Genomic DNA, 24,267 nt, shown 5'->3' on the forward strand with positions numbered 1-24,267 from the left:
TACCTACCTCACCAGTATCAGTTTACCGGTATACATCCTGCCATTGGCCCGGATTACGCACAAGTGCATGCCGGATGGCAGGCCCGCGCCGTCCAGCACCAGTTTGTACACCTGTTTAGCCTGCACCGGTCCATTGAACAGTACGCGCTCCAGTGTGCCCTGGCGGCCGCCATAGATCTCTACCGTTACCTTTCCGCTTAGCGGGGAGCTGAACGTAATGAACATCTTATCGGTGAACGGGTTGGGATAGGTTTTGTATTCCAGCGCAGGCGCCTGTGCAGCGGCCTTACCTGTATTCACCAAAGCCGATGCAGTGGCGGTTAATGTCAGTTGCGCCGTGTTCTGGCAGCCATTGCCCCTGTCGGTCACCAGCAAGGCGAAGGTACCGGACACGCCGGCATTACCGGCCTGGTAGATCACGGTGGCGGTACTGCTTCCGTCTATGATGGCCCAGCTATTGTCTGCCGACGTAAGCGTCCAGGCATAGGTGGCGTTGGCCACGCTTTGCGCAGTGAGCAGGTCTACGGACAATGGCGCCGGTGGTGCAGCAGGTGGATCGATCACGGCTGCCGGTAATGTTTTGTTCTCCATGACGGGCGTGTTGGTGATCGCTACACAACCATTATTCGGGTTGGTAACATACAAGGTATAGGTGCCGCGAACCATTGTAGTGGCTGTAGCCGTGTTGGCCCTGAAGTTTTCCGGTCCTTCCCACCTGAACGTAGCACCTGGTGTGGCAGACGCCCCGGTTATGGTCACCAGGGTTTTGGTGCAGGTCAGCGGACCATCGTTGGAGGCCTGTACATTGGCAGGCGGCGTAATGTTCTGCTGTACAGGCGTGCTGGTGGTGGCAGCGCAGCCATTGGCCGGATTGGTCACCGTCAACAGGTAGGTATCTGCCGTCATAGTGGTGGTCACTGCGATATTGGCGCTGAAGCTGCCCGAAGCATTGGACCAGCGGTAAGTTACGCCCGGCGTGGTAGAGCTGCCGGTGAGTGTTACGGTAGTTCGCGTACAGGTCAGCGGGCCGTTGTTAGAGGCCTGCACATCTGCCGGCGGTGTGATGTTTTGGGTGACGGTCACGCTGTCTTTGCTGATGCAGCCATTAGGACCGGTGGCCGTTACATAGTATTTGCCGGCTGTAACGGTGCTTACCGGGTTCTGGCCGGCGGTGAAGCCAGTCCAGGTGATGGTGGTACCCGGCGTATTGGAAACAGCCGTTAAGTTGACGGCAGTAGTAATACAGGTCAACACAGGTGGCTGCGTTACCATAAGATTTGGTTTAGTGATATCCTGGGTGACAATGACGCTGTCCTGCTGTGTACAGCCATTCGGCGCTGTAACTGTGACATAGTATTTACCAGGAGCGCTCACGCTTACAGCGTTTTGGCCGGCAACAAAACCGGTCCAGGTGATGGTAGCACCAGTGGTGGTAGATGCTGCGGCCAAATCAACCGTAGTAGTAGCGCAGGTTAATACTGCAGGCTGGGTAATGGTCAGGTTCGGTTTAGCGATATCCTGCGTTACTATCACACTGTCCTGCTGCGTACAGCCATTCGGCGCAATCGCCGTTACATAGTATTTACCCGGAGTGCCCACGCTTACGGGGTTTTGACCTACAGCAAAGCCGGTCCAGGTGATGATGGCACCGGTAGTTGTGGATGCTGCAGTTAAGTCAACTGTGGTAGTGGCGCAGGTTAATACTTCCGGTTGTGTTACAGTAAGATTCGGTTTAGCGATATCCTGCATTACTATCACACTGTCCTGCTGCGTACAGCCATTTGGCGCAGTAGCCGTTACATAGTATTTACCCGGAGCGCTCACGCTTACCGGGTTTTGGCCAGTAGCAAAGCCGGTCCAGGTGATGATGGCACCGGTGGTGGTGGATGCTGCGGTTAAGTCAACTGTAGTAGTAGCGCAGGTTAACACTGCAGGCTGTGTTACTGTCAGGTTTGGCTTAGCAACATCCTCGGTAACTGTTACACTGTCCAGTTGAATACACCCATTCGGCGCAGTCGCCGTTACATAGTATTTACTCGGAGTGCCCACGCTTACTGGGTTTTGACCTGCAGTGAAGCCGGTCCAGGTGATGATGGCGCCGGTGATGGTGGATGCTGCGGTTAAGTCAACTGTGGTAGTGGCGCAGGTTAATACTGCAGGCTGGGTAATGGTCAGGTTCGGCTTAGCAACATCCTCGGCAACTGTTACACTGTCTAGTTGAGTACACCCATTCGGCGCAATCGCTGTTACATAGTATTTACCCGGAGCGCTCACGCTTACCGGGTTTTGACCGGTTGCAAAACCGGTCCAGGTGATGGTAGCACCGGTGGTGGTGGATGCTGCGGTTAAGTCAACTGTAGTAGTGGTGCAGGTTAATACTTCCGGTTGTGTTACAGTAAGATTCGGCTTAGCAACATCCTCGGTAACTGTTACACTGTCCAGTTGCGTACACCCATTCGGTGCAGTCGCTGTGACGTAGTATTTACCAGGAGTGCTCACGCTTACTGTGTTTTGACCGGTGGCGAAGCCGGTCCAGGTGATGGTAGCACCGGTGATGGTGGATGCTGCGGTTAAGTCAATTGTAGTAGTAGCGCAGGTTAATACTTCCGGTTGTGTTACAGTAAGATTCGGTTTAGCGATATCCTGCGTTACTATCACACTGTCCTGCTGTGTACAGCCATTCGGCGCTGTAACTGTGACATAGTATTTACCAGGAGTGCTCACGCTTACCGGGTTTTGACCGGTGGCGAAGCCGGTCCAGGTGATGGTGACGCCGGTGGTGGTGGATGCTGCGGTCAAATCAATTGCAGTGGTAGTACAGGTCAACACTGCAGGCTGTGTTACCGTCAGGTTTGGTTTGACAATATCCTGGGTAACTGTTACACTGTCCAGTTGAGTACACCCATTCGGAGCCGTAGCGGTTACATAATACTTGCCTGGAGCACTAATGCTTACCGGGTTTTGACCGGTGGCGAAGCCAGTCCAGGTGATGATGGCACCGGTGGTGGTGGATGCTGCGGTTAAGTCAACTGTAGTAGTAGCGCAGGTTAATACTTCCGGTTGTGTTACAGTAAGATTCGGTTTAGCGATATCCTGCGTTACTATCACACTGTCCTGCTGTGTGCAGCCATTCGGTGCAGTCGCTGTGACGTAGTATTTACCAGGAGTGCTCACGCTTACCGGGTTTTGGCCGGTGGCGAAGCCGGTCCAGGTGATGATGGCACCGGTAGTAGTAGATGCTGCGGTTAAGTCAACTGTGGTAGTGGCGCAGGTTAATACTGCAGGCTGTGTTACTGTCAGGTTTGGCTTAGCAACATCCTCGGTAACTGTTACACTGTCCAGTTGAGTACACCCATTCGGAGCCGTAACTGTGACATAGTATTTACCAGGAGTGCTCACGCTTACCGGGTTTTGACCGGTGGCGAAGCCGGTCCAGGTGATGGTAGCACCGGTGATGGTGGATGCTGCGGTTAAGTCAACTGTAGTAGTGGTGCAGGTTAATACTTCCGGTTGTGTTACAGTAAGATTCGGCTTAGCAACATCCTCGGTAACTGTTACACTGTCCAGTTGCGTACACCCATTCGGTGCAGTCACCGTTACATAGTACTTACCCGGAGCACTGACGCTTACCGGGTTTTGACCGGCAGCAAAACCGGTCCAGGTGATGGTAGCTCCGGTGGTGGTGGATGCTGCGCTCAAATCAATTGCAGTGGTAGTACAGGTCAACACTGCAAGCTGTGTTACCGTCAGGTTTGGTTTGACAATATCCTGGGTGACCATCACACTATCGAGTTGCGTACACCCATTCGGTGCCGTAGCGGTTACATAATACTTGCCCGGAGCACTAATGCTTACCGGGTTTTGACCGGTTGCAAAACCGGTCCAGGTAATGATGGCACCGGTGGTGGTAGATGCAGCGCTCAAATCAATATCTGTTACGTTACAAGTAAGTGCACCCGGCTGGGTCACCGTCAGGTTCGGCTTAGCAATATCCTGCATTACTATCACGCTGTCCATCTGCCTACACCCGTTCGGCGCAGTAGCCGTCACATAATATTTACCCGGAGCACTCACATTGATCACATCACGCCCCTCCGCAAATCCCGTCCATGTAATGATAGCTCCGGCAGTAGCAGAAGCGGCTTTTAACTCAACAGCAGTCGTTACACAAGTAAGCACACCAGGTGACTCCACTGCCAGGCCGGGAAGAGCAATATCCTGCATGACCGTTACACTGTCCATGCTGGCACACCCGTTCACGGTATCCCTGGCCGTTACATAATATTTGCCCGCTGCGCTCACATTTACCGGGTTTTGCCCCGCCGCAAAACCGGTCCAGGTAAGCACGGTACCAACAGTGGTGGTAGCGGCGCTTAATTGAATGGCCGTCGTGGTGCAGTTCAATGTTGCAGGCGGGGTGACCGTCAGGCCCGGTTTAGCAGTATGCTGCACCACTGTAACCGTTGCACTGGCAGTACAGCCACCCGAAGCGGTAACCGTTAGGGTGTAAGTACCCGGTACAGTCACCATAGGATGTTGTTCCGTAGATATGAAATTGTCAGGACCTGTCCAGTTATATGTAACGCCCGCAGTAGCAGAGCTGCCGGAAAGCGTTACAGCAGTTGTTTTGCAGGATAGCGGGCCGCTCACGGCAGCCACGGCGTCCACATTTCCGCCCGCCCCCCTCACGTTCACATTGTCCACAAAATAGAATTCGTCTGTGCCCGTAGCCCTGGCCCGGATCACGATCTGTAACGTAGCGCCGCTCAGATCATCTACAGATATCGACGTATGGGCAGCGCTGTGATTATTGATAGCGGCCTTCTTCTCCGCAAACAGCACCTCGCTGCCGCCATTCAGCTTATAGTAGAAACGCAGGTAATCTGCATAAGTGCCGGTTTCATTCATCACCGCCCCGCCGGTAATAGCGCTTCTTACCAGCGCTGTAATACCAATACCTGTTTTCCCGCTAATATTGATCACGCCGGATGTCCATACGCTCTCGCCGGTGGTGCCTTGTCCGCTGATCCGGAATTCGTTATTGTTTACTGCAAAGGTGCTGCCGGAGGGTGTCTGAGTAGTCCAACTCGTGGCGCCGTTATCCACGGTAGTGCCATTGCCGAGTGCAAAATCTTCCAGCCAGAGATTCGTGGTGGTAGCGGTGTTATTGATCACCGGTACGGTTTGCATGCTGGAACAGCCGTTCACCGGGTTGGTGACGGTAAGTGTATAGGTACCTGCCTGGCTGACCACAGGATTTTGCTCGTTGGAGGTAAATCCATCGGGACCGGTCCAACTGTAAGTAACGCCAGTGGTGGGCGAACTGCCCTGCAGCGTTACAGCAGAGGTTGCGCAGCTTAAAGGGCCGCTGACCCCGGCGGCGGCGCCCGGCACAGCAGTATTTTGCCGGACCGTCACGGTGTCCCTACCCGTACAGCCGGTAGCCGGGTTGGTCACGGTCAGTATATAATCACCGGCAATGCTCACCGCCGGGTTTTGTGCAGTGGATGTAAAGCTGCCGGGACCTGTCCAGCTATAAGTAGCGCCGGTGATGTTGGAGCCGCCGGAAAGAGTGACGGAAGTACGCGCACAGGTGAGCGAATCCGTTACAGCAGCCTGGGCCTCCACAGATTCACCGGGGTCCGTACCGGTCAGTTTTACATTGTCAAAGAAATAGCGCTCCGTACTATGCGAGTTCCGGGCTTTAATGATCACCTGCAGGGTACTTCCATTCAGCGCAGCAGCACTGATGCCGGTCCCGGCGGTACTGTTAGTGGTGTTTCCAATACCTGCCGCATCATCATATACCAGTACTTCGGCTCCCCCGTTCAGTTTATAATATACCCGGATGTAGTCGTCCGATTCAAGATAATCATCGGAAGAAGCAGTTTCACTGCGCAGGTCCGCCGATATGATAACATTGCGCTTACCGGAAATGTCAATCACCCCGGAATACCATCTTGCTTCCGCCGCTGCATCGTAGGACACCTTGAACTCGTTGTTCTGTACAGACGCTACACCAGCGCCGCCGCTTTCCAGCGTCCAGGCAGTAGCACCATTGTCAACGGCCGTGCCGTTAGGAAGCGTAAAATCCTCCTGCCAGAAAACAGCCGGCGCCGACGTACCGGCGCTTACCTCCACGGATTGTGCATTCGTACACCCGTTGGCGGGGTCCCTTACGGTAACCGTATAAGTGCCTGCTGCACTGACCACGGGATTCCTGGCGGTGCTGGTAAACCCATTGGGCCCCGTCCAACTGTATTGCGCACCGGCAACGGAGGAACTGGCATTAATGGCAACACTGCTCAGGCAGCCCAGTGCGCCGCCGCTGGCTGTTACGTCCGGTACGGCTTTGTTCTCCGTCACCGTTACCGGCGCGGATATCGTACATCCACCCGGTAAGGCCGCCGTTACAGTGTACTGTCCGCCGGCTGTCACTACGGGGTTTTGCTGGGTAGATGTAAAGCCGTTGGGGCCGGTCCAGGACCAGGAGGATACCGTGCCGCTGGGCGTTACCGTGATCTGTGCATTGCTGGTACAGGTTACCGGTCCGCTGACAGCCGTAGTAAGCGTCACCGCCGGCTCCACTCCCGTTACCGTTACATTGTCAAAATAATAGAACTCATCGGAGCCGGTGGCCCTGGCCCGGATCACGATCTGTACCGTAGAGCCGCTTAAGCCCGCCACGGATACAGTGCTATTGGCGGTGCTGTGGTTATTGATGTTCCCCGTCCTTTCTGCGAACTTCACTTCGGCCCCGCCATTCAATTTGTAATAGAAACGGATATAATCCGCGTAGGTGCCCGAAGTATTCATGTCCACACCGGAGCTGCGGGTGTTAATGGATATGCTTACATTGGTTTTGCCGGCAATGGAAACAGCGCCGGATGTCCATACCCCATCGCTGCCGGTACCGGTACCGCTCACGCGGAACTCGCTGTTGTTTACGGCAAAAGTGCTGCCGGAAGGCCTTTGCGTGGTCCAGGCTGTAGCGCCGTTGTCACTGGTAGTACCATTAGACAATGCGAAATTCTCTACCCATACATTCACGGGAGCGGCTGTACCGGAAGTCACCTGTACGGATTGTGAATTCGTACAGCCGTTAACGGGATTCCTTACCGTAACGGTATAGGTGCCGGCAGCGCCCGCTACCGGGTTTTGCTGCGTGGAAGTAAATCCATTGGGACCGGTCCAGTTGTAGCTCACGCCTGCTGTACCGGAACTGGCCCCTAAGGTTACGCTGCTGCCGCAGGCCAGGCTGCCGCCTGTTGCGGACAGGTCGGGCGGTGTTTTGTTTTCCGTCACCGTTACCGTAGCGCTGCCGGAACCGGCGCTGCTGGCGCCTGTTACCGTATAAGTACCTGCCACGCTCACCACTGGATTTTGCTGCGTGGAAGTAAACCCGCCGGGACCAGTCCAGCTATAACTCACACCCGATGCGGAGGAACTGGCGGACAGGGTCAGGGAAGGGTTCGTGCAGGTCAGCAAGCCGCCATTTCCCGCAGTAGCCGTCACCGTTATGGCTGAGGAGCAGGGACCTTTTTCCTTGAACACCCGATACTCTTCGATGTAGTATTTGGAGGTCTGGGAACCGCCGTTATTATAATTATATATCTTCACCACAAGCTGCACATTGCTTCCGTTCAGCACCGGGGATATAAAGTCAATAGTCCCGAAATTACCTGTACGCTGATCCAATAAAACCTCGCTGCCGCCATCTATCTTATAGTAGATCTTCACATACTCCGAGCTGTTCATATCCCCTTCTGAGCTGACTTTTACCGCTACCTGCCACCCGGTATACCCGGCAGTGGAAAATACCCTGGAATACCAGATACCTTCGCCTCCCAGTTCCTGGGCGTGAAACCGGTTTGATTTCACCGCGAAATAGCCGGCGCCGGCTACATTTGAGGCATCCAGGTACCACCCGGTGGCGCTATTATCCGCGGTGGTGCCATTCGGCAATGGGAACCTGGCCGAAATGATCGGGCAATCCGGACTGGCGAAAAGGGTGTTGGCAATAAACAGCAACAGAAGCAGGACAAATGGCATGACATGGCCAGGTCCTTTCGCAGGTAGAAATTTCACGATAAGGCTATTGTTTAATGGTGATGGTGATCTTAATGAATAAAGGCGCTTACTACAGAAACATTAAATCATACCGTAATATTATAAAATATTACTATAGTGTGTATCGAATGAATGTCGTATGTACACTTAATTTTTCATTAACAGGATCACCGGCGGGACACCACAAAACCGGGTATTCCGGAAAAGAAGGGTTGCAATCTCCTGATTACTAATTAAAGTAAAACGCCGCAGCAAAAAGTGAAGGGTCGTGGTCAACTTCATTGACAACAAGTAAAAAGCTGATATGGACAAGAAATAATTTCACCGGGTTGTACAATAATGCCCCTTAAGAATGTAAAATTTCAAATGTAAAACGCTAAATGTAAAAGTTAGGAGCGCTGTATGATTACGGCGACCATGTATCCTTGAAACAGCGCCTCCAACTTTTACATTTGATATTTAGCGTTTTACATTTTACATTTCCATTTGTTCGTAACTTGCGGAACACAACAAAGGCTTTATATTTATTGTCTATGTCCAAAGTATCCATCCTGGGGCTGCAACTACCAACCGATCCCCGCTGGGTAGACCTGGCCTCCATATCGCTGGAAGCGATCCTCACCGACCATGCTTTCTGCGAACAGAAGGCGGCCACGGCCTGCATTTCGCTGATACAGCGCTACCCGGAGAAAAACCGCCTGGTAGAAGAACTGGCGCCCATTGTAACGGAAGAATGGGGACATTTCCGGCAGGTGCTGGCGGAAATGAAGAAAAGAGGCTTTACCCTGGGCAAACAACGGAAAGACGCCTACGTAAATGAGCTGATGCAACACCAGGTAAAAGGCGGCACCGCGGCGGACCAGTTGCTGGACAAACTGCTGATCTGCGCGCTGATCGAGGCCCGCAGTTGCGAGCGCTTCCGCCTGCTGAGCGAAGGGCTGGAAGATGCCTACCTGCGCGATTTTTACCGGAAGTTCATGATATCCGAGGCCGGCCACTACCGCCTGTTCATAGACCTGGCCCGCGAGTATCTCCCGGAAGAACAGGTAACCCGGCGCTGGCAGTACTGGCTGCAAACAGAAGCGGCCATATTAAAGGAGATGGAGGTAAGAGGGGATAGAATGCATTAAAAGCTGAACCCGATATTCACATAAGCCCTTAAGCGCCCGTCCTGGTCGCAGTACATCAGCGAGCCTTCTATAGGGCCCAGGCGGGAGCTGTAGCCGGCCGTCAGCGCATAGCCGCTCAGGTACTTGTAGCGGCCCTGCACATCCCCGTTAAAATCATACAATGCTACGCCCACCCGGGGCACCAGGAATACGTTCCGCATCACTTCCCGCTGGTACCCCAGTTGCACAATGGCGGCGCTGGAAGTGATCACTTCCCCTTCATAAATGCCCGGAAACTGCAACTGGTGATGCGCCACCGTGTTCAGCCCGCCCAGTATGTACCCGTTGCTCAGGGGCTGGTTGTAATTGTAATTGATGCCGCCTGCAATGCCTAGCTGCAGCGCACTGGCAGGCCCTGCCGGCAGGTGGTACTTCATCTGCAGCATGGCGTGCTGGTAGTTGCCGAAGGCCAGCCCCAGGGTATCCAGCGGCACCTCGTGCCCATCCCGGTAAGCGCGGTAGCCGGGATGCTGGTTGTATACCCAGCCGGCTTCAAACTGCAGGTCCATGCCCTTGCGGGGATATATTTTGCGGTCCAGAGAGTTTACGCCGTAGTACACATAGTTGTTCATCTGGTTGCTGTTGCCCCGGATCTCCTCTGTGGCGGCAAAGCTGGGCCGGTAATTGAAATACTCCCAGCGCGTGCCTACGCCGATGGCCATCGTGAGGTTCAGCATGTACTGCATATGTATCTCCGCATGGGCGTATTTGCTGCGGTACTGCTGCTGGCGCTTGAAGTTCTCGTATATATTCAGGCCGTTATTCTCATAATACACGCCCATCCCGAAGCCGAAATTTCTTTTCCGCCCCAGGTATTTAAAATACTCGCCCCGCAAACGGGGATTCTCGCTGATGGCGGCCGTAACGGAAGAACGCGAGTTGCGCACCGCAAAATTGCGCTGCGTCAGGTTCACGATGGCGCTGGCATTGGTGAAGGTGTTGTAGTGCAGCGCAAATTTCACATAGGTCAGCGGGTTTTCTTCCGCTTCAATATGCATGCTGCTTTTGGCCGGCCCTTCCGGTATCAACTCATAAGTGATCTGTTTGTAAAAACGGGTGCCGAATACATTGCGCACCGCCTCCCGGAGCTGCTCCGCGTTGTAGCAGCCATCGGTCTGCAGGTTCAGCCTGCCACGGAAAAACTTTTCGTCGGAGTGCACCAGCCCGTCTATATTAATGGACGTCAGTTCCACGTCGGGCGTGAACGGCAGGCGGTCCTTAACGAAAGGAGGGGCGGCAGGATACAGCGCATTCAGGGAGTCCGCCAGCTTTTTGAACACGGGGTACATTTCCCGGCCCCTGACCTTGCCCAGTTCAATTATGGAATCCACGCTGCCAAAGCTGGCCGCAGAATAATCCTCCAGCTCATGCTGGATATAGATATCGCACAGTTTGCGGGCCTCCCTGAAATCAACGGCATCCTTGTAAAAGCCCAACTGGTAAAGGATATCGATGGGCGTTACCAGTTCGTCCGCCTTGCGCAGGCCGCCGCTTACATTGGAACCGATCACGATGTCGGCGCCCATTTCCTTTGCCGTGATCACAGGGAAATTGCGTACCACGCCGCCATCCACCAGCTTGCGGTCCCCGATCTTCACCGCGGTAAAAATGGAGGGAATGGCCATGCTGGCCCGCAGGCAGGACACGATATACCCTGTATCCAGGGTCACAATATCGCCGGTAGCCACATCGGTGGCAATACATTTAAAAGGAATACTGAAATCGGAGAAGTCGCGGACATCCTTTACCGGCCAGCAGAGGCGGGCCAGCTCCAGCCACAACTGCTCCCCGGTGATCACGCCGGAAGCCAGCTTGGGCTTGCCATATTCAAAAGGTATTTCAACGATGTATTTGTTATACTCACTTTTTTCTTCGTAGGAAATTTCGGTGAGGGCAGGCTGGTTGGCAAAGAGGTTGTCCCAGTCCAGTTGGTCGGCCAGTACCTCTATGGTGTCGCCGGAATAGCCCATGGCATAGAGCGCGCCCACTATGCTGCCCATGCTGGTACCGGTTACGTAGTCGATCTTCAGTCCCGCGCTGTCAATCGCCTGCAGGATGCCGATGTGGGCCAGTCCCTTGGCCCCCCCGCCGCTAAGCGTCAGCCCTATTTTGGGCCGCTCGCCGCCCGACTGCGCAAAGATCCCGGCAGGGTAAAAACAAATTCCAAGCAGTAAAAAGGCCAATAATATTGTGCTGTAGCGCTTCATTCCAGTGTCCTGATCCAGATGAGCCGATATTAACGCATCCTATATTGCTAAAGTTAACGGATTCATCTGACAGTATAAACGGCCATCTGTTTTATTTCCCCTATAAAAGCTTAAAATATTATAATAAATTTTCTATCTTCTCCCCTTCTATTATAAACGAGCATAACACATTATTCCCGAATGAAAAACTTGAAAACCGCGCAAAACATCTGGCAGGTGATCTTCGCCTCCTCTGCGGGCACCCTGATAGAATGGTACGATTTCTACATTTTCGGCAGCCTGTCTGCCATTATCTCCGAGAAATTCTTTCCACCCGCTAACCGGGAGCTGGCCTACATTGCCACCCTGGCCACCTTTGCCGTGGGTTTTATCGTGCGCCCTTTCGGCGCCATTGTTTTCGGGCGGCTGGGCGACCTGGCGGGACGTAAGTACACCTTCCTGCTAACCCTGCTGATCATGGGCGGCTCCACCTTTGCTATCGGGCTGGTGCCGGGCTATGCCAGCATCGGGATAGCGGCCCCCATTATCGTGCTGTTGCTACGGCTGCTGCAGGGCCTTGCGCTGGGCGGGGAATACGGCGGCGCAGCCACTTACGTGGCAGAACATGCGCCGGCGGAAAAACGCGGCTACTATACCAGCTTTATACAAACCACGGCCACGCTGGGACTGTTCGTTTCGCTGGCCGTTATCCTTATTACCCGGAACCTGATGCGCCCGGAAGAGTTCAATAGCTGGGGATGGCGCATTCCTTTCTGGCTGTCCGTGCTGCTGGTCATCATGTCCTATTACATCCGGATACGATTGAAAGAATCTCCCCTGTTCGCGCAGCTCAAGGCGGAAGGCAAAACCTCCCGTAACCCCATCCGGGAAAGCTTTGGCAAAAAGGAGAACCTGCGGCTGGTGCTGCTGGCCCTGTTTGGCGCCGCCATGGGGCAGGGCGTGGTATGGTATACCGGCCAGTTCTACGCGCTCTCCTTCCTGCAAAAAACCATGCAACTGGAATTTGTGCAGTCGAATGTGATCATTGCCATTGCGCTGGTGCTGGGCACTCCTTTCTTTATCTTTTTCGGCAGACTGTCCGACAAGATCGGGCGTAAAAAGATCATGATGGGCGGTATGCTGCTGGGCGCCCTGGCCTATTACCCTATTTACCATGCCATGGATAGTACGGTGAACCTGCAGCAGAAGCAGGAACTGGCCGGGCAGTACCGCATTGAAAGCAACATGACCCGCAACAGCGACGGCGTAAGCACGGAAAGGACCGCCCGCGTGCATACCTATACGGACGGCACCCGGGTAAGGGACATTACTACCGTTACCAATGGCAAGACCGAAAACAGCAAGGAGATCCTGGTCAGCACGCCCACACTGGCCTGGCTGGTATTCCTGGTGTTCATCCAGGTGATATTCGTGACCATGGCTTACGGCCCCATTGCCGCTTTCCTGGTAGAGCTGTTTCCCACGCGCATCCGCTACACCTCCATGTCGCTGCCCTATCATATCGGCAACGGGGTGTTTGGCGGCCTGCTGCCTACCATCTCCACCCTGCTGGTAACACAAACGGGCAACCACCTGGCCGGGCTGATCTATCCTATTGGCATTGCGCTGATCTGCTTTTTCATAGGTACCTTCTTTATTAAAGAAAGGAGCGGTATTAATAATTAAAATGCTTCCGCATTTCCTCCCATTGCAGGTAAGGATGCTCCTGCTGTAATTGCTCCACCTTGCGCGCATAGGTCTGCAGGAACTGGCGGTGCTGCGGGCTATCGGGGTTAAAAGGCCGGTGCCGGGCCGCGCGGTTTATACCGGCAATGGCCTGCAGGAGCTGCCGGCTGCCGGGGTGCACGCAGTGCTGCACAAAATGCTCCCACACGTAATTGACGGCGGTTTCATTGGGGTGCACCAGGTCGTCTTTATAAAAGCGGTAATCACGCAGGTCGTCTATCACCAGCTCATAGGCCGGGAAATAGTGCAGGCGGTCAAATTTATGGACCAGGTGATGCACGGCCTGCAGCAGCACGGCCTTGCTGAGATTATTCTCCACTACCCCGTCGCGGGCATAGCGCACCGGGCTCACGGTAAAGAGTATATGTACTTCGCGGTTGCTGAAGAAAAGGCGGTGCATCATACTGTCCAGCGCCGCAATGATCTCGTCCGCGCCCAGCAGCTTTTTCTGAAAAGCCGCCATAGGCACTTTATGGCAATTGGCCACTAACTGCCCGGTTTCCTTTAACACATAGGCATGCGCCGATCCCAGGGTAATGACCAGCCAGCGGGCTTCCTGCAGGCGGCGGGCGGCCTGCTGCTGCAGGGTATTGATCTTTTCCAGCGCAGCAGCCGGCGTGAGCGCAGAGAAGCGGCTGTGATGGTCCCAGCTATGCCAGCCGTCGTTGTGCATAAACAGGTCCGCTTCCGTATACTGCTTTTGATCCAGGTAACTGTGCACGGCTTTGGCAATGCTGAGGGGATTGTACAGGATGCCATGCGGGTTGACCAGGGCGGGAAACAAATGTTCCTGCAGCTTTCCGCCCATCTCTTCTGCAAAACAGGAGCCCATCAACAGCAGCGGGTCCCGGTATTCCAGTGCCGGTTGCAAAGGAGCGATGGGAAAGGTGAGGCGAAAGTCCATAGGCCGTTATTCGTTGTTTATGGCATGAATATCTTGTCCGCCAGGCGTTGGGCGGCTTGTAACGCAGGTTGGTTCAGGGTAAGCGGTTCCCTGTGCTGCTCGCAGAACCACAGCAGGTTTTCCGTGGCCAGGTTGCCCACCAGGTCGTCCTTGGCCATGGGGCATCCGCCGATACCCCGGATGGTGCTGTCAAAACGCCGGCAGCCCTTTACGTAAGCCGCGGCTACCTTTTCCTCCCAGTTGTGCGGGGCCGAATGGAAATGCGCGCCAAACTCCACACCCGGGTAAGCCGGCACCAACTGCGCAAATAACTGCGTGATGGTATCCGGGCTCGCCACTCCTACAGTATCTGCCAGGGAAATGATCGAAATATCCAGGGCTGCCAGCTCCTCCACCCATTGCAGGGCGATCCCGGCATCATAGGGATCGCCGTAAGGATTGCCGAAGCCCATGGAAATATATACCACCAACTGTTTCCGGTTCTTGATGCATAGCTCCTGCAGGGTTTGCACCAGTTCCAGTGATTCGGCGATGGTCTTGTTGGTATTTCTTAGCTGGAAAGTTTCAGAGATGGAAAAAGGATAGCCGAGGTAGGTGATCTCATCGAACATCACGGCCTCTTCGGCCCCGCGCTGGTTGGCCACAATAGCCAGCAGCCGGCTCCCCGCCGCCGGTAGCTGCAGCTTTGAGAGCACCGCCGCCGTATCGGCCATCTGCGGCATGGCCTTGGGCGATACGAAGCTGCCAAAGTCGATCGTGTCAAAACCTACCTGCAGCAGGGCGTTGAGATAGTTTACCTTATCAGCAGTGGAGATGGGATGGTACCATCCCTGCATCGCATCACGCGGACATTCGATCAGTTTCATTTTAATTAAGAATTAAAAATTAATAATTAATAACCGTACCCCCAGTGCCTTAATGCAACATTATTGTTACAGAAATTATTAATTATTCATTATTAATTATTTAATTGCTCCGCTGCTTCATCCCTTCATATAAAATAATACCCGCAGCCACGGAGACATTAAAGGATTCAAAGTTGTTCTGCATGGGAATATGGAAGAGCACGTCCGCGGCTTTTAACAGGGCCGGGTATACGCCTTTGTCCTCCGATCCCATGATCACGGCTACGGGCTCTTTCAGGTTGCAGTCATAGAGCTTTTCTTTGGCCTCCATTTCGCTGGCCATCACTTTGATGCCATTGAGGTGCAGGGTGTCTACGGCTTTCAGCAGGCTGTTCACCCGGCAGACCGCTATTTTTTCCAGCGCCCCGGCGGAGGATTTCACTGCTTCCTCGTTCAGCGCGGCAATGCCCTTGTCTGGGATGATGATGGCCTGCGCGCCGCAGCAAACGGCGCTGCGGGCAATGGCGCCGATATTGCGCACATCGGTAATACCGTCCAGTATCAGGAACAGGGGCGTTTGTCCCTGCTCTATGGTATGCGAGATCACGTCCTGCAGGTCCAGGTAGCTGACGCGGGCGGTAATGGCAATGCAGCCCTGGTGGCTGGCCTGTGTAAGGCCGTTCAGCTTTTCTACCGGCACCAGGTTCACCGGGATGTTGTATTGCGCCGCCAGTTGTTTGATGCGGGGGATGATGTCGCCGGTAGCGTTGCGCTGCATAAAAATACGCTCTATCGCCTTGCCTGCCTGTATCGCTTCCACCACCGGCTGCCGCCCTATCACCATAGCCGAGGCTTTGGGCCGGGGGGCGTGTTTCTTAAAATTCATGCTGCAAAATACGTCAAATCTCCCCTTCCAGCATCATCAGCTTTATCTTCATAATGGCCGCTATGGAAATGGAATCTGTAATGCGGTGGTCTTTCACCATCTGGTAGGCCTGTTCAAAAGGGATGCGCTGCACGGTCAGTTGCTCGGTCTCCTCGGGCTGTGCGGCATGCTGTTCCAGGTCGCGGGCCAGGTATACGATGCCGGTTTCATCGGAAACGGAGTTGGAAAGGTGCATATGCACAATGGGGGTCCAGTGGTGCGCCACCAGGCCGGCTTCTTCCAGCAGCTCGCGTTTGGCGGATACCAGCGCATCCTCCCCCAACGGGCCGCCACCCTCGGGTATTTCCCAGGAGAACTGTTCCAGCGGGAAACGGTACTGTCCTACCAGGTAGATATGCTGCGCTTCGTCCAGGGCCACCACGCCAATGGCCAGGTTCTTGAAATGCACCACGCCGTAAATGCCCTGGCCGCCGTTGGGATTGATCACCTGGTGCTCCGTGAGCCGTATCCATTTATTGTCATACTGTACCTCGCTGGATAGTATTTTCCAGGGATTATTGTGCATTGTTTCCATCCCATAAAGATATCAAACGCCCAGGTAATAGTAGTCGCAGGCACTGTCTATCTCAAAGCCCATTTTTTCGTACAGGGCCTTTGCGTTGGCATTGCTGGAATAGGTCTGCAGCATGATCCATTTGGCGCTGGTATCCTGCGCCAGCTCCCTGGCGGCGTTTATTAATGCGCGGCCGGCGCCCAGGTTGCGGTATTGCGGCAGCACAAACAGGTCGTTCAGTACCCAGGCGCGCTGCATGCCTACGGAGGTAAAAAAGGGATACAATTGCGTAAAACCCACCAGTTCCCCGCCTTCCATCGCCATAAAGATCACGCTTTCCCGGTTGCGCAGCCGCTCTGCCAGGAAAGCCTCCGCGCCCGGCAGGTCCGGCGCCTGTTCATAGTATACGCGGTACGCGTCAAATAATACCGCCACGGCGGCGGCATGTTCGGTGGTAGCTTGTTGTATGGTCATCGGCGTAAAATTAATGGCAAAAAAAAGATGCCCGCCCCGGTAAATACCGGTGGGCATCTGTTCTATACTTCTATCTAAATCGTCGTTGTTAATCATGCGCCTGCAGTTGGCGCAGGTGGTGCTGCAGGTGGGCCAGGTAATCCTGCACCCAGTATTCCAGGGTGGCCGGTGCGTTGTTGCCTATTTTGCAGGTTTGTTGCAACGCTTCAGCCGGGATCAGCGCCATCGCACGCGCCAGGTTGCGGTTGATGGCCGCCCAGGTGTGGATCAGGGTGTCCCAGCCGGCCTCCCGGTATTGCTGCGCCTGCACCCAGAAATCCTGGTCATAGCCCGGCGCTTCCAGCGGCCCCTGCTGCGCGCGTATAAAACGCACATGGTTGTTCAGGGCGGAATCTATCAAATGGCCCAGTATTTCCTTCTTGCACCATTTGCCGGGCGCAGGGGCGATGGCCGCCTCCTCCCCTGTAAACTGCTGCAGGCGCGGCACAGCCGCCGCTATCGTTTGTTCCAGCCCGCGGGCCGTTTGTTCAGCTAAGTTCATAAGTCGCTTTGTTTTTGTTGACTGCCGTATTCACCATATAAACACCGGTCAGCGTAACAAGGCATGACAGGCCGGTGATCCAGTTCAATTGTTCGTCCAGCACCATCCAGCCCAGCAGCACGGCTACAATGGGATTGATGTAGGCATATACGGAAGCCAGTGAAGGCGGCAGGTTATTTAAGGTGTATACATAAGCGGAGTACCCGAGTATGGAACCGAAAAAGATCAGGTACAGCAGGCTGCCCCAGAGCTCCCCGGTAAACTCCGCCTGCCGGAACTCCCCGGTGAGCAGGGTGATCACCAGCATCACGATGCCGCTGAACAGCATTTCAAAGCCGGCACCGTAGAGATAGTTCACCTCCAGCGCCCACTTGGCCGTCAGCACGGAGCCCATGGACCAGCAAAGACAACTGATCAGTATCAGCATGATGCCGAAGCGGAAGTCCGGGTTCATCAGGTCGCCCAGGTAATCGGAGAAGATGCCCGCCACGCCTACAAAACCGATGAACATACCAGCTACCAGCAGGGGCGACAGCCGGCCCTTCTGCTGCACCATGAAAAAGCTGAAAATGGTCATCCAGATGGGTACCGTAGCGGCGATGATGGCGGCCAGCCCGCTGGGAATGTACTGCACGGCCCAGGTCATCAGGCCGTTGGCCCCTACCAGCATCATCAGGCCGATGAAGAACAGGCGCGACAGCACCTCTTTCCCCGGCAGCCTGAATCCCTTCAGCAGGAAGAAGCCTGTGATCAGCAGCCCCGCCACCGTTTGCCGGATGCCGGACAGCATGAGGCCGTGCATGTGCTGTACCCCGATGCGGGCGGCCAGGTAGGTGGTACCCCAGAAAATGCTTACAATGGCCAGCGCCAGGTAAGCTTTTGTTGTATGATTAGATGCTTGCATATACTGTTTCCATTTCCTGCCATACCTTTTGCACATCCGCATCCGTTGTGCGCCAGTTTACAATGGCCGCGCGGATGGCGGGCATGCCCTGGTATACGGTAGGCGTCATAAATACGGCGCCGCGTTCCGCCAGCGTTGTCAAAAATTGCGCCGTGGCGGCTTCCAGCTCCGCGGCCGGTTTTTCCAGCGTAAAACATACCACGCAGAGGTTCACGATGGCCAGCAGGCGGAAATGCGGGCTTTCATCTACGAGCGTGCCCAGTTGCCGCGCCTGCCGCACATTATCCTCCACCATGTCCTGGTACCCCTGCATACCGTATGCCATCAGCGAGCACCAGGCCGGCAAGGCGCGCAAACGCCGGGAATTTTCCGGCACATGGTGAATGAAGTTGAAGTCCTTGGCGGGATCGCCCAGGTAGGCCGCGCCTACATTCTTGAACACCGCCGCCTGCAGCTCCTGGTGCCGGCAGAATATCATGGCAGCATCGTATGGAACGTTCATCCATTTATGCGCATCAATGGTGATGCTGTCTGCCGCTTCCCATCCCCTGAGCCAGTGCCGGTGCTGCGGGCTGCAGGCGGCAAACCCGCCAAAGGCGGCATCTATATGCAGCCAGAAATGATAGCGCTGCTTTAAGGCTGCCAACGCTGCGATATCGTCAAAGTCTGTCGTATTCACCGTGCCGGCATTGGCCACGTATATGACCGGCTGGCCCTTGTGCTGTTCCAGCCAGGCTTCCAATGCGGCCACATCCACCGCTTCGCGCTGGGGCTGTGCCGGCAGCTTTACCAGGGCATCCCGCCCGAAGCCAAGCATGGACAGGCATTTGGGGATGCTGGAATGCGGCGTGCAGGAAAGCACCTGCGCCTGCTGCAGTACGGCCATGCCCTGCTGCCCTACGTCCTTTCCCTGCTGCAAGCCCAGCCATTGCCGCGCTACGGCCAGCCCGGTAAAGTTGGACATGGTGGCGCCGGATACAAAGCTGCCGGCAAACACATCCGGCAGGCCCAGCAACTGCCGTAGCATCTGCAGGGCCGCTATTTCAATATTAAAAGCAGCGCCGCCTTTGTCTGCCGCGTTCATGTCCACCGTGGCGGCCAGCCAGTCGCCGGCCAGGGCGGCAGGTGTTACGCCGCCTGTTACAAAGCCCCAGTACCGCGGCCCTGCTCCTGCTGCCAGGTAAGGTCCGTACTGCTCCCGGAAATGCTCCAGGGTAGCCGCGGCGCCTATCCCCTCCCGGGGCAGCTCCGCTACCGGCAACTCCGGCATCGCCATGCTGGCGGGCCATTCCTCCATACCCGATAAAAAACCGCTGCTCAGCGCCTGCGTAGCGGCCAGTAATTCATCCAGTGCAGTCAGGTCTTGTTCCAGGCGAGCATTCATGATGGTGCGTTTAGAAGGTATCAGTTTGAGTAGACAAAATTCAAACAAAAAACCAAACTAAAACAGATGCAGTTTTGTAAAAAATAACCAGATCAGATGGAAACGGCAACTCAAAACAGTTCCTGCGTACCGTAGCGATGTTTCCACTCATGCTCCAGCAGCCATTTCTTGCGCCAGATGCCGCCGCCGAAACCGGTCAGCGAGCCGTTGCTGCCGATCACCCGGTGGCAGGGCACCACAATGGGCAGGTGGTTGCTGCCATTGGCGCTGCCTACCGCGCGGATACTCTTTGGATTATTGATCTGTTTGGCCAGTTGCATATAAGAGATGGTGGTGCCGTAGGGAATGGTCAGCAATTGCCGCCATACCGATTGCTGGAAGTCCGTACCGCTTTGCTGCATGGGGAAGCTGAAACCCTGCCGGCTACCGGCAAAATAGGCATCCAGCTCCTGTATGCAGTGCAGGAACACCTCCGGCAATGCCTCCGTTACCTGCATTACCGGCGGTTCAAAAAGAATGGCATTGATCTTACCGGCAGTGCCCGCAATACCCAGCGGGCCAACGGGAGAATGGTAGATGTGATGAAAGATATCCATAAAAAAGTCTTTTTGATGTGCGCATCAGCTCAGCGCCCGCCATAAATAAAATGTTGCGTAAGCCGCATGTTGCCGCCAGTGCTCCGTATAGCCCCTGACCTCCGCCAGCGAGGGTTTGGCCGGGAGTTGCAACTGCCTGCGCAGGGCATTGTGCAGCCCGGCATCTTCCAGCGGCAATGCTTCCGGGAAACGGCTGTATTTCATCAGCACGTAATTGGCAGACCAGTTGCCGATGCCCTTCCACTGCAGCAGGTAGGCTTTGGCGGTTTCGTAATCCAGTTTCGCCAGCTCGGTGGCGTTCAGCCGGCCATCCGCCATGGCAGCGGCTACCTGTATAATGTACTGCGCCTTGCTGCGCGAGAACTGCATACTGGTGAGGTCTTCCATCCGCAGACCGGCTATTACGGCCGGGTGGGGGTAAGTATAATGATCCCTGCCGTCCATTACCTGGTGATAACCGAAAGCTTCTACCAGGCGGCGGCGCAGCGTGTAGGCAAAAGGCAGGCTGATCTGCTGCCCGGTAATGGTCCAGGTAATGGACTCAAACAGGTCCGGTATACCGATCAGGCGCAGGCCGCTGTAGCGCTGCACCAGCGGCGCCAGCACGGGGTCCTGTGCGGCGAAGTCATAAAAGGGTTGCAGGTCCGCATCCAGGTGCAGCCAGTGCGTAACAAAGCGGTGTACCGCAGCTTCATCCACGGCAATATTCCAGGGATTGACCACCGCTACTTCCAGGGCCTGCCCGCCGGCAGTTTCGCGGATCTTCAGCAGCAGCGGCGCGCCGTCCTGCACCATCATGCGCTGCAGGAAACCATCCTGCACAAAATGCAGGCACTCCCGGTCAGAGCGGCCCAGGAACACCAGGCATTCCGCGAAGGAAAACTGCTGCGGGTGGCGTATCGGAACACGGATCATGGCCTGCATCTTTTACACGCCCTGAAGCCGTGTTTCAGGGCCTCATCGCGGGTGGGATAAAAAATAACATTGTCGGGGCGCGGGTTGGCGGAGCAGGAAGGTTTGCAGAAGATGCCGGTGGTCTTTACCGCGTTGAAGAAAAGGCCGTCAAAATCCTTGTCCTTGCTGAGCATGGCCTGCAGCATCACCGGGTAGGTAAGCGGCGTGCCTTTTTTATAGGTGGCGCGTTCCAGGAACACGCCATGGTCATTGTGCAGGGAGCGCCTGTCCATGCTGAGGTAGTCCTGCAACCAGTCTTTCAACTGGTAAAAGGCGGCTTTATTAAGATAGCCGTAGCGTTCCCTGCCGGCCTGGTAGATCCTGATCCAGCCACATTCTTCCAGCACATTGATATGCCTGGACACCGCCTGGCGGCTGATATCATTGAAATGCCCGTTGATCTGGTTCACATTCAGCGGCTGTTGCAGCAACAGCTCCAGTACCTGCCTGCGTACCGGGTCAGCGAGCCCCCTGAACAAATCATCCATTTTGCGCAACTAATTTGTTGCTAAAATTAATGCAACTTTTAAATTGCGCAAAATAAAAATCACGCCCCCCGTTCCAACGGTAGCGTTCTTGTTGTCACTACAATACGGTTCCAGCCGTTGATGGTCACGATCAGCAGGATCAATTCCACCAGCTCCTTTTCGGAAAAATGCCGGGCCGCTGCTTCGTATACATCATCCGGCACCTGGGTGCCGGCCACCAGGGTAACGGCTTCTGTAAGCGCCAGCGCCGCCCGCTCCTTTTCCGTGAAAAAAGGCGCTTCCCGCCAGCCGGCCAGCGTGTACAGGCGCTGTTCCGTTTCGCCGAGCCTGCGGGCCTCAAAAGCATGCATATCCAGGCAAAAGGCGCAGCCGTTGATCTGCGAGGCGCGCACCTCTACCAGTTGCACCAGTTGCTTATCCAGGCTGCTGTTGCGTACATACGTTTGCAACGCGCTCATGGCAGTATAAGCCGCCGGGTCTACTTCTTTCCATTTCATTCTTGTTTGCATCTCTTCCTGTTTTTTTATTATGCCGCAAAGTAACGGCAGCTATGCACACCAAAACAGATACAGATTTTGTTATTTTTGACCATAACAGTATATGGAATGCAAAAGGGAACAGATTTTCTATACCTGCAGTTGGCCGATAAAATAGCGCAACTGATCGAAAAAGGCGTATATGCCGTTGGGGACCGCCTGCCCTCCGTGCGGGAGCTACGGCAGGAGCATGGCGTCAGCATCAGCACGGCGCTGCAGGTATATGCGCAACTGGAAAAGAAAGGATGGATCACCGCAAGGGAAAGATCAGGATATTTTGTGCAGCCCAACCCGCGGCAGCGCGCACAACTGCCCGCGGTTACCGCGCCGGCCGCCGCCCCTGTTGCCGTAAAGGTGAACGAGCAGGTGCGGCGGATACGCGAAGGACGCCGGCAAAAAGGACTGGTAGCACTGGATGCGGCAACGCCTGCCGCCGCGCTGATGCCGCAGCACAAGCTGCATAAAGCAATGCTGCATGCCATCCGCCGGCACAGTGCCTCCTGCGTTCCCTACCACGACGTGAGCGGGTATGAACCCCTGCAACGGTTAATTGCGCAGCGCAGCCTTACCTGGAAAGACGCCGTTACTGCAGCCGACGTAACCATCACCAATGGCTGCCTGGAGGCGGTGAGCCTGTGCCTGCGCGCCGTGGCCCGGCCGGGCGATACTATTGCCATTGAATCCCCCACCTTCTTCGGGTTGCTGATGACCATTGAAAGCCTGGGCATGAAAGCGCTGGAAATAGCCACGGACCCTGTTACGGGCATTTGCCTGGACAAGCTGGAAAACGCTTTCCGCAAGAAAAAAGCGGCTGCCTGCCTGCTGGTCAGCAACTATAACAACCCGCTGGGTAGCTGCATGCCGCCTGCTCACAAACAGGCTTTGGCGCAATTGCTGCAGCGGTACCAGGTGCCGCTGGTAGAGGACGATGCCTTTGGCGACCTGCACCATGGGCCGGACAGGCCGGATAATATAAAGACCTACGACAGCGAGGGCCTGGTGCTGCTCTGCTCCTCCTTTTCCAAAAGCCTGGCGCCCGGTTACCGCCTGGGCTGGGCCATTGCCGGCAGGTACCGGCACAAAGTAGAGCAACTGAAATTCATGACCTCCATTCATACCAGCCTGATGCCCCAACTGGCCATTCACAGCTACCTGGAGCACCAGCGCCTGGACCTGCACCTGAAACAATTGCGCCATGCGCTGGCATTGCAAACGCAGCAAATGGCCAATGCCATCCAGCAATATTTTCCTGCCCATACCCGCATCACCCGCCCGGAAGGCTCATTCAACCTGTGGGTGGAGCTGGGCCCTCATACTGATGCCTGGGAACTGTACCGGCTGGCCATGGAGCAGCGCATTGCCATTATGCCCGGCACCCTCTTTTCCAGCCAACCCAGGTACCGGAACTGCCTGCGCATAAGCGCGGGCCTCCCCTTTAACGAGGATATGGCCTGGGCCGTGCAAACAGTGGGGCGGCTGGCAAAAAGGATGAATTAACGCTTATGCGCCAGCTTGAAAATAGTGAACAGGTGATGCGCCTCATGCAGCAGGAAAAATTCCGTCCAGTCCTGCACGGTCAGCCGGCCATAATGCATATGCGTGCCGGTGCGCTGCAACTGCTCCGGGCGCAGCCCCTGCAGCAGCGCAATGATCTGCTGCCGGTCGGCCTCCAGCTCGTGCAGCAGGGTGTCTGCCGATTGCCGGCGCCAGTACAGGAACACGGGATCTTCATCCCCTACATAACGCTCAAAAAGCGGGTCGGGCGTATCCAGTATGCGGTGCAGGCGGCTCAGGAACTGCGGCTGGTAGCTGACCAGGTGGGCCAGGTTCTCCTGTATGGACCAGGTACCCGGCCGGGGCTGCTGCAGCAACTGCTCCTGTGTTAGCGGCTGTATCAACTGCGGCAGCGCCTGGTGCTGGGTATGCAGACGTTCAGATAAAGAAGGATAGAACATAACGGCGGAAGGAGTTGTGTAATAATGCCTGCAAAATAACAGGATTTAATCAACCTAAAACAGATACAGTTTTCTT

General features: G+C 55.2%; 18 protein-coding genes. 3 read left to right on the forward strand and 15 right to left on the reverse strand.

The window, feature by feature from the left end:
- Nucleotides 1-3: 3 nt before the first annotated feature.
- Nucleotides 4-8,052 (reverse strand): hypothetical protein, encoded by an 8,049-nt coding sequence (locus LX66_RS22355; protein ID WP_145717687.1) that lies wholly within the window; start codon nucleotides 8,050-8,052, stop codon nucleotides 4-6.
- Between the two features lie 551 nt (nucleotides 8,053-8,603).
- Here LX66_RS22355 and miaE point away from each other — a divergent pair.
- A complete protein-coding gene (gene miaE, locus LX66_RS22360; protein ID WP_145717688.1) occupies nucleotides 8,604-9,200 on the forward strand; it encodes a tRNA-(ms[2]io[6]A)-hydroxylase in 597 nt (198 codons plus the stop codon).
- Here miaE and LX66_RS22365 read toward each other — a convergent pair.
- Nucleotides 9,197-11,446, reverse strand: coding sequence for a patatin-like phospholipase family protein (locus LX66_RS22365; RefSeq protein ID WP_145717689.1), 2,250 nt, complete (start codon nucleotides 11,444-11,446; stop codon nucleotides 9,197-9,199). The two genes, miaE and LX66_RS22365, sit on opposite strands and share 4 nt — an antisense overlap.
- A gap of 180 nt (nucleotides 11,447-11,626) precedes the next feature.
- Here LX66_RS22365 and LX66_RS22370 point away from each other — a divergent pair, with 180 nt between their 5' ends.
- Entirely contained in the window at nucleotides 11,627-13,111 is a 1,485-nt protein-coding gene (locus LX66_RS22370) for an MFS transporter (protein ID WP_145717690.1), read from the forward strand.
- Here the strand turns inward: LX66_RS22370 and LX66_RS22375 are convergent.
- From LX66_RS22375 to LX66_RS22430, 12 genes are all read right to left on the reverse strand, one after another.
- Nucleotides 13,101-14,075 carry a GSCFA domain-containing protein gene (locus LX66_RS22375; RefSeq protein WP_145717691.1) on the reverse strand — a complete coding sequence of 325 codons (975 nt, stop codon included), beginning with the start codon at nucleotides 14,073-14,075 and terminating at the stop codon, nucleotides 13,101-13,103. The two genes, LX66_RS22370 and LX66_RS22375, sit on opposite strands and share 11 nt — an antisense overlap.
- A gap of 17 nt (nucleotides 14,076-14,092) precedes the next feature.
- The gene (locus LX66_RS22380) at nucleotides 14,093-14,941 is read right to left on the reverse strand and encodes a hydroxymethylglutaryl-CoA lyase (protein ID WP_145717692.1); all 849 of its coding nucleotides are present in this window, start codon (nucleotides 14,939-14,941) and stop codon (nucleotides 14,093-14,095) included.
- Nucleotides 14,942-15,041: 100 nt separating this feature from the next.
- Entirely contained in the window at nucleotides 15,042-15,806 is a 765-nt protein-coding gene (gene rlmB, locus LX66_RS22385) for a 23S rRNA (guanosine(2251)-2'-O)-methyltransferase RlmB (protein WP_145717693.1), read from the reverse strand.
- A gap of 13 nt (nucleotides 15,807-15,819) precedes the next feature.
- The gene (locus LX66_RS22390; RefSeq protein ID WP_145717694.1) at nucleotides 15,820-16,380 is read right to left on the reverse strand and encodes an NUDIX domain-containing protein; all 561 of its coding nucleotides are present in this window, start codon (nucleotides 16,378-16,380) and stop codon (nucleotides 15,820-15,822) included.
- Between the two features lie 12 nt (nucleotides 16,381-16,392).
- Nucleotides 16,393-16,833 carry a GNAT family N-acetyltransferase gene (locus tag LX66_RS22395; protein WP_145717696.1) on the reverse strand — a complete coding sequence of 147 codons (441 nt, stop codon included), beginning with the start codon at nucleotides 16,831-16,833 and terminating at the stop codon, nucleotides 16,393-16,395.
- A gap of 88 nt (nucleotides 16,834-16,921) precedes the next feature.
- Entirely contained in the window at nucleotides 16,922-17,374 is a 453-nt protein-coding gene (locus LX66_RS22400; RefSeq protein ID WP_145717697.1) for a DinB family protein, read from the reverse strand.
- Nucleotides 17,361-18,278 carry an EamA family transporter gene (locus tag LX66_RS22405; protein ID WP_158642713.1) on the reverse strand — a complete coding sequence of 306 codons (918 nt, stop codon included), beginning with the start codon at nucleotides 18,276-18,278 and terminating at the stop codon, nucleotides 17,361-17,363. The genes LX66_RS22400 and LX66_RS22405 overlap by 14 nt, the downstream gene beginning before the upstream one ends.
- Nucleotides 18,265-19,662: a pyridoxal phosphate-dependent decarboxylase family protein gene (locus LX66_RS22410; protein WP_145717699.1), complete on the reverse strand. Its 1,398-nt coding sequence runs from the start codon at nucleotides 19,660-19,662 to the stop codon at nucleotides 18,265-18,267. The genes LX66_RS22405 and LX66_RS22410 overlap by 14 nt, the downstream gene beginning before the upstream one ends.
- 110 nt (nucleotides 19,663-19,772) lie before the next feature.
- Nucleotides 19,773-20,258, reverse strand: coding sequence for a methylated-DNA--[protein]-cysteine S-methyltransferase (locus LX66_RS22415; RefSeq protein WP_145717700.1), 486 nt, complete (start codon nucleotides 20,256-20,258; stop codon nucleotides 19,773-19,775).
- A gap of 24 nt (nucleotides 20,259-20,282) precedes the next feature.
- On the reverse strand, nucleotides 20,283-21,173 hold the full coding sequence (locus LX66_RS22420; protein ID WP_158642714.1) for a DNA-3-methyladenine glycosylase family protein: 891 nt from the start codon (nucleotides 21,171-21,173) through the stop codon (nucleotides 20,283-20,285).
- Nucleotides 21,170-21,700, reverse strand: a complete 531-nt coding sequence (locus LX66_RS22425) for an ArsR/SmtB family transcription factor (RefSeq protein ID WP_145717702.1) — start codon at nucleotides 21,698-21,700, stop codon at nucleotides 21,170-21,172. The genes LX66_RS22420 and LX66_RS22425 overlap by 4 nt, the downstream gene beginning before the upstream one ends.
- A 59-nt stretch (nucleotides 21,701-21,759) precedes the next feature.
- A complete protein-coding gene (locus tag LX66_RS22430) occupies nucleotides 21,760-22,209 on the reverse strand; it encodes a carboxymuconolactone decarboxylase family protein (RefSeq protein ID WP_145717703.1) in 450 nt (149 codons plus the stop codon).
- 96 nt (nucleotides 22,210-22,305) lie between these two features.
- Here LX66_RS22430 and LX66_RS22435 point away from each other — a divergent pair, with 96 nt between their 5' ends.
- Nucleotides 22,306-23,733: an aminotransferase-like domain-containing protein gene (locus LX66_RS22435; protein ID WP_145717704.1), complete on the forward strand. Its 1,428-nt coding sequence runs from the start codon at nucleotides 22,306-22,308 to the stop codon at nucleotides 23,731-23,733.
- Here LX66_RS22435 and LX66_RS22440 read toward each other — a convergent pair.
- A complete protein-coding gene (locus tag LX66_RS22440) occupies nucleotides 23,730-24,191 on the reverse strand; it encodes a DinB family protein (RefSeq protein ID WP_145717705.1) in 462 nt (153 codons plus the stop codon). The two genes, LX66_RS22435 and LX66_RS22440, sit on opposite strands and share 4 nt — an antisense overlap.
- Between the last annotated feature and the right edge of the window lie 76 nt (nucleotides 24,192-24,267).

The organism is Chitinophaga japonensis, assembly GCF_007830125.1.
Lineage (GTDB): Bacteria > Bacteroidota > Bacteroidia > Chitinophagales > Chitinophagaceae > Chitinophaga > Chitinophaga japonensis.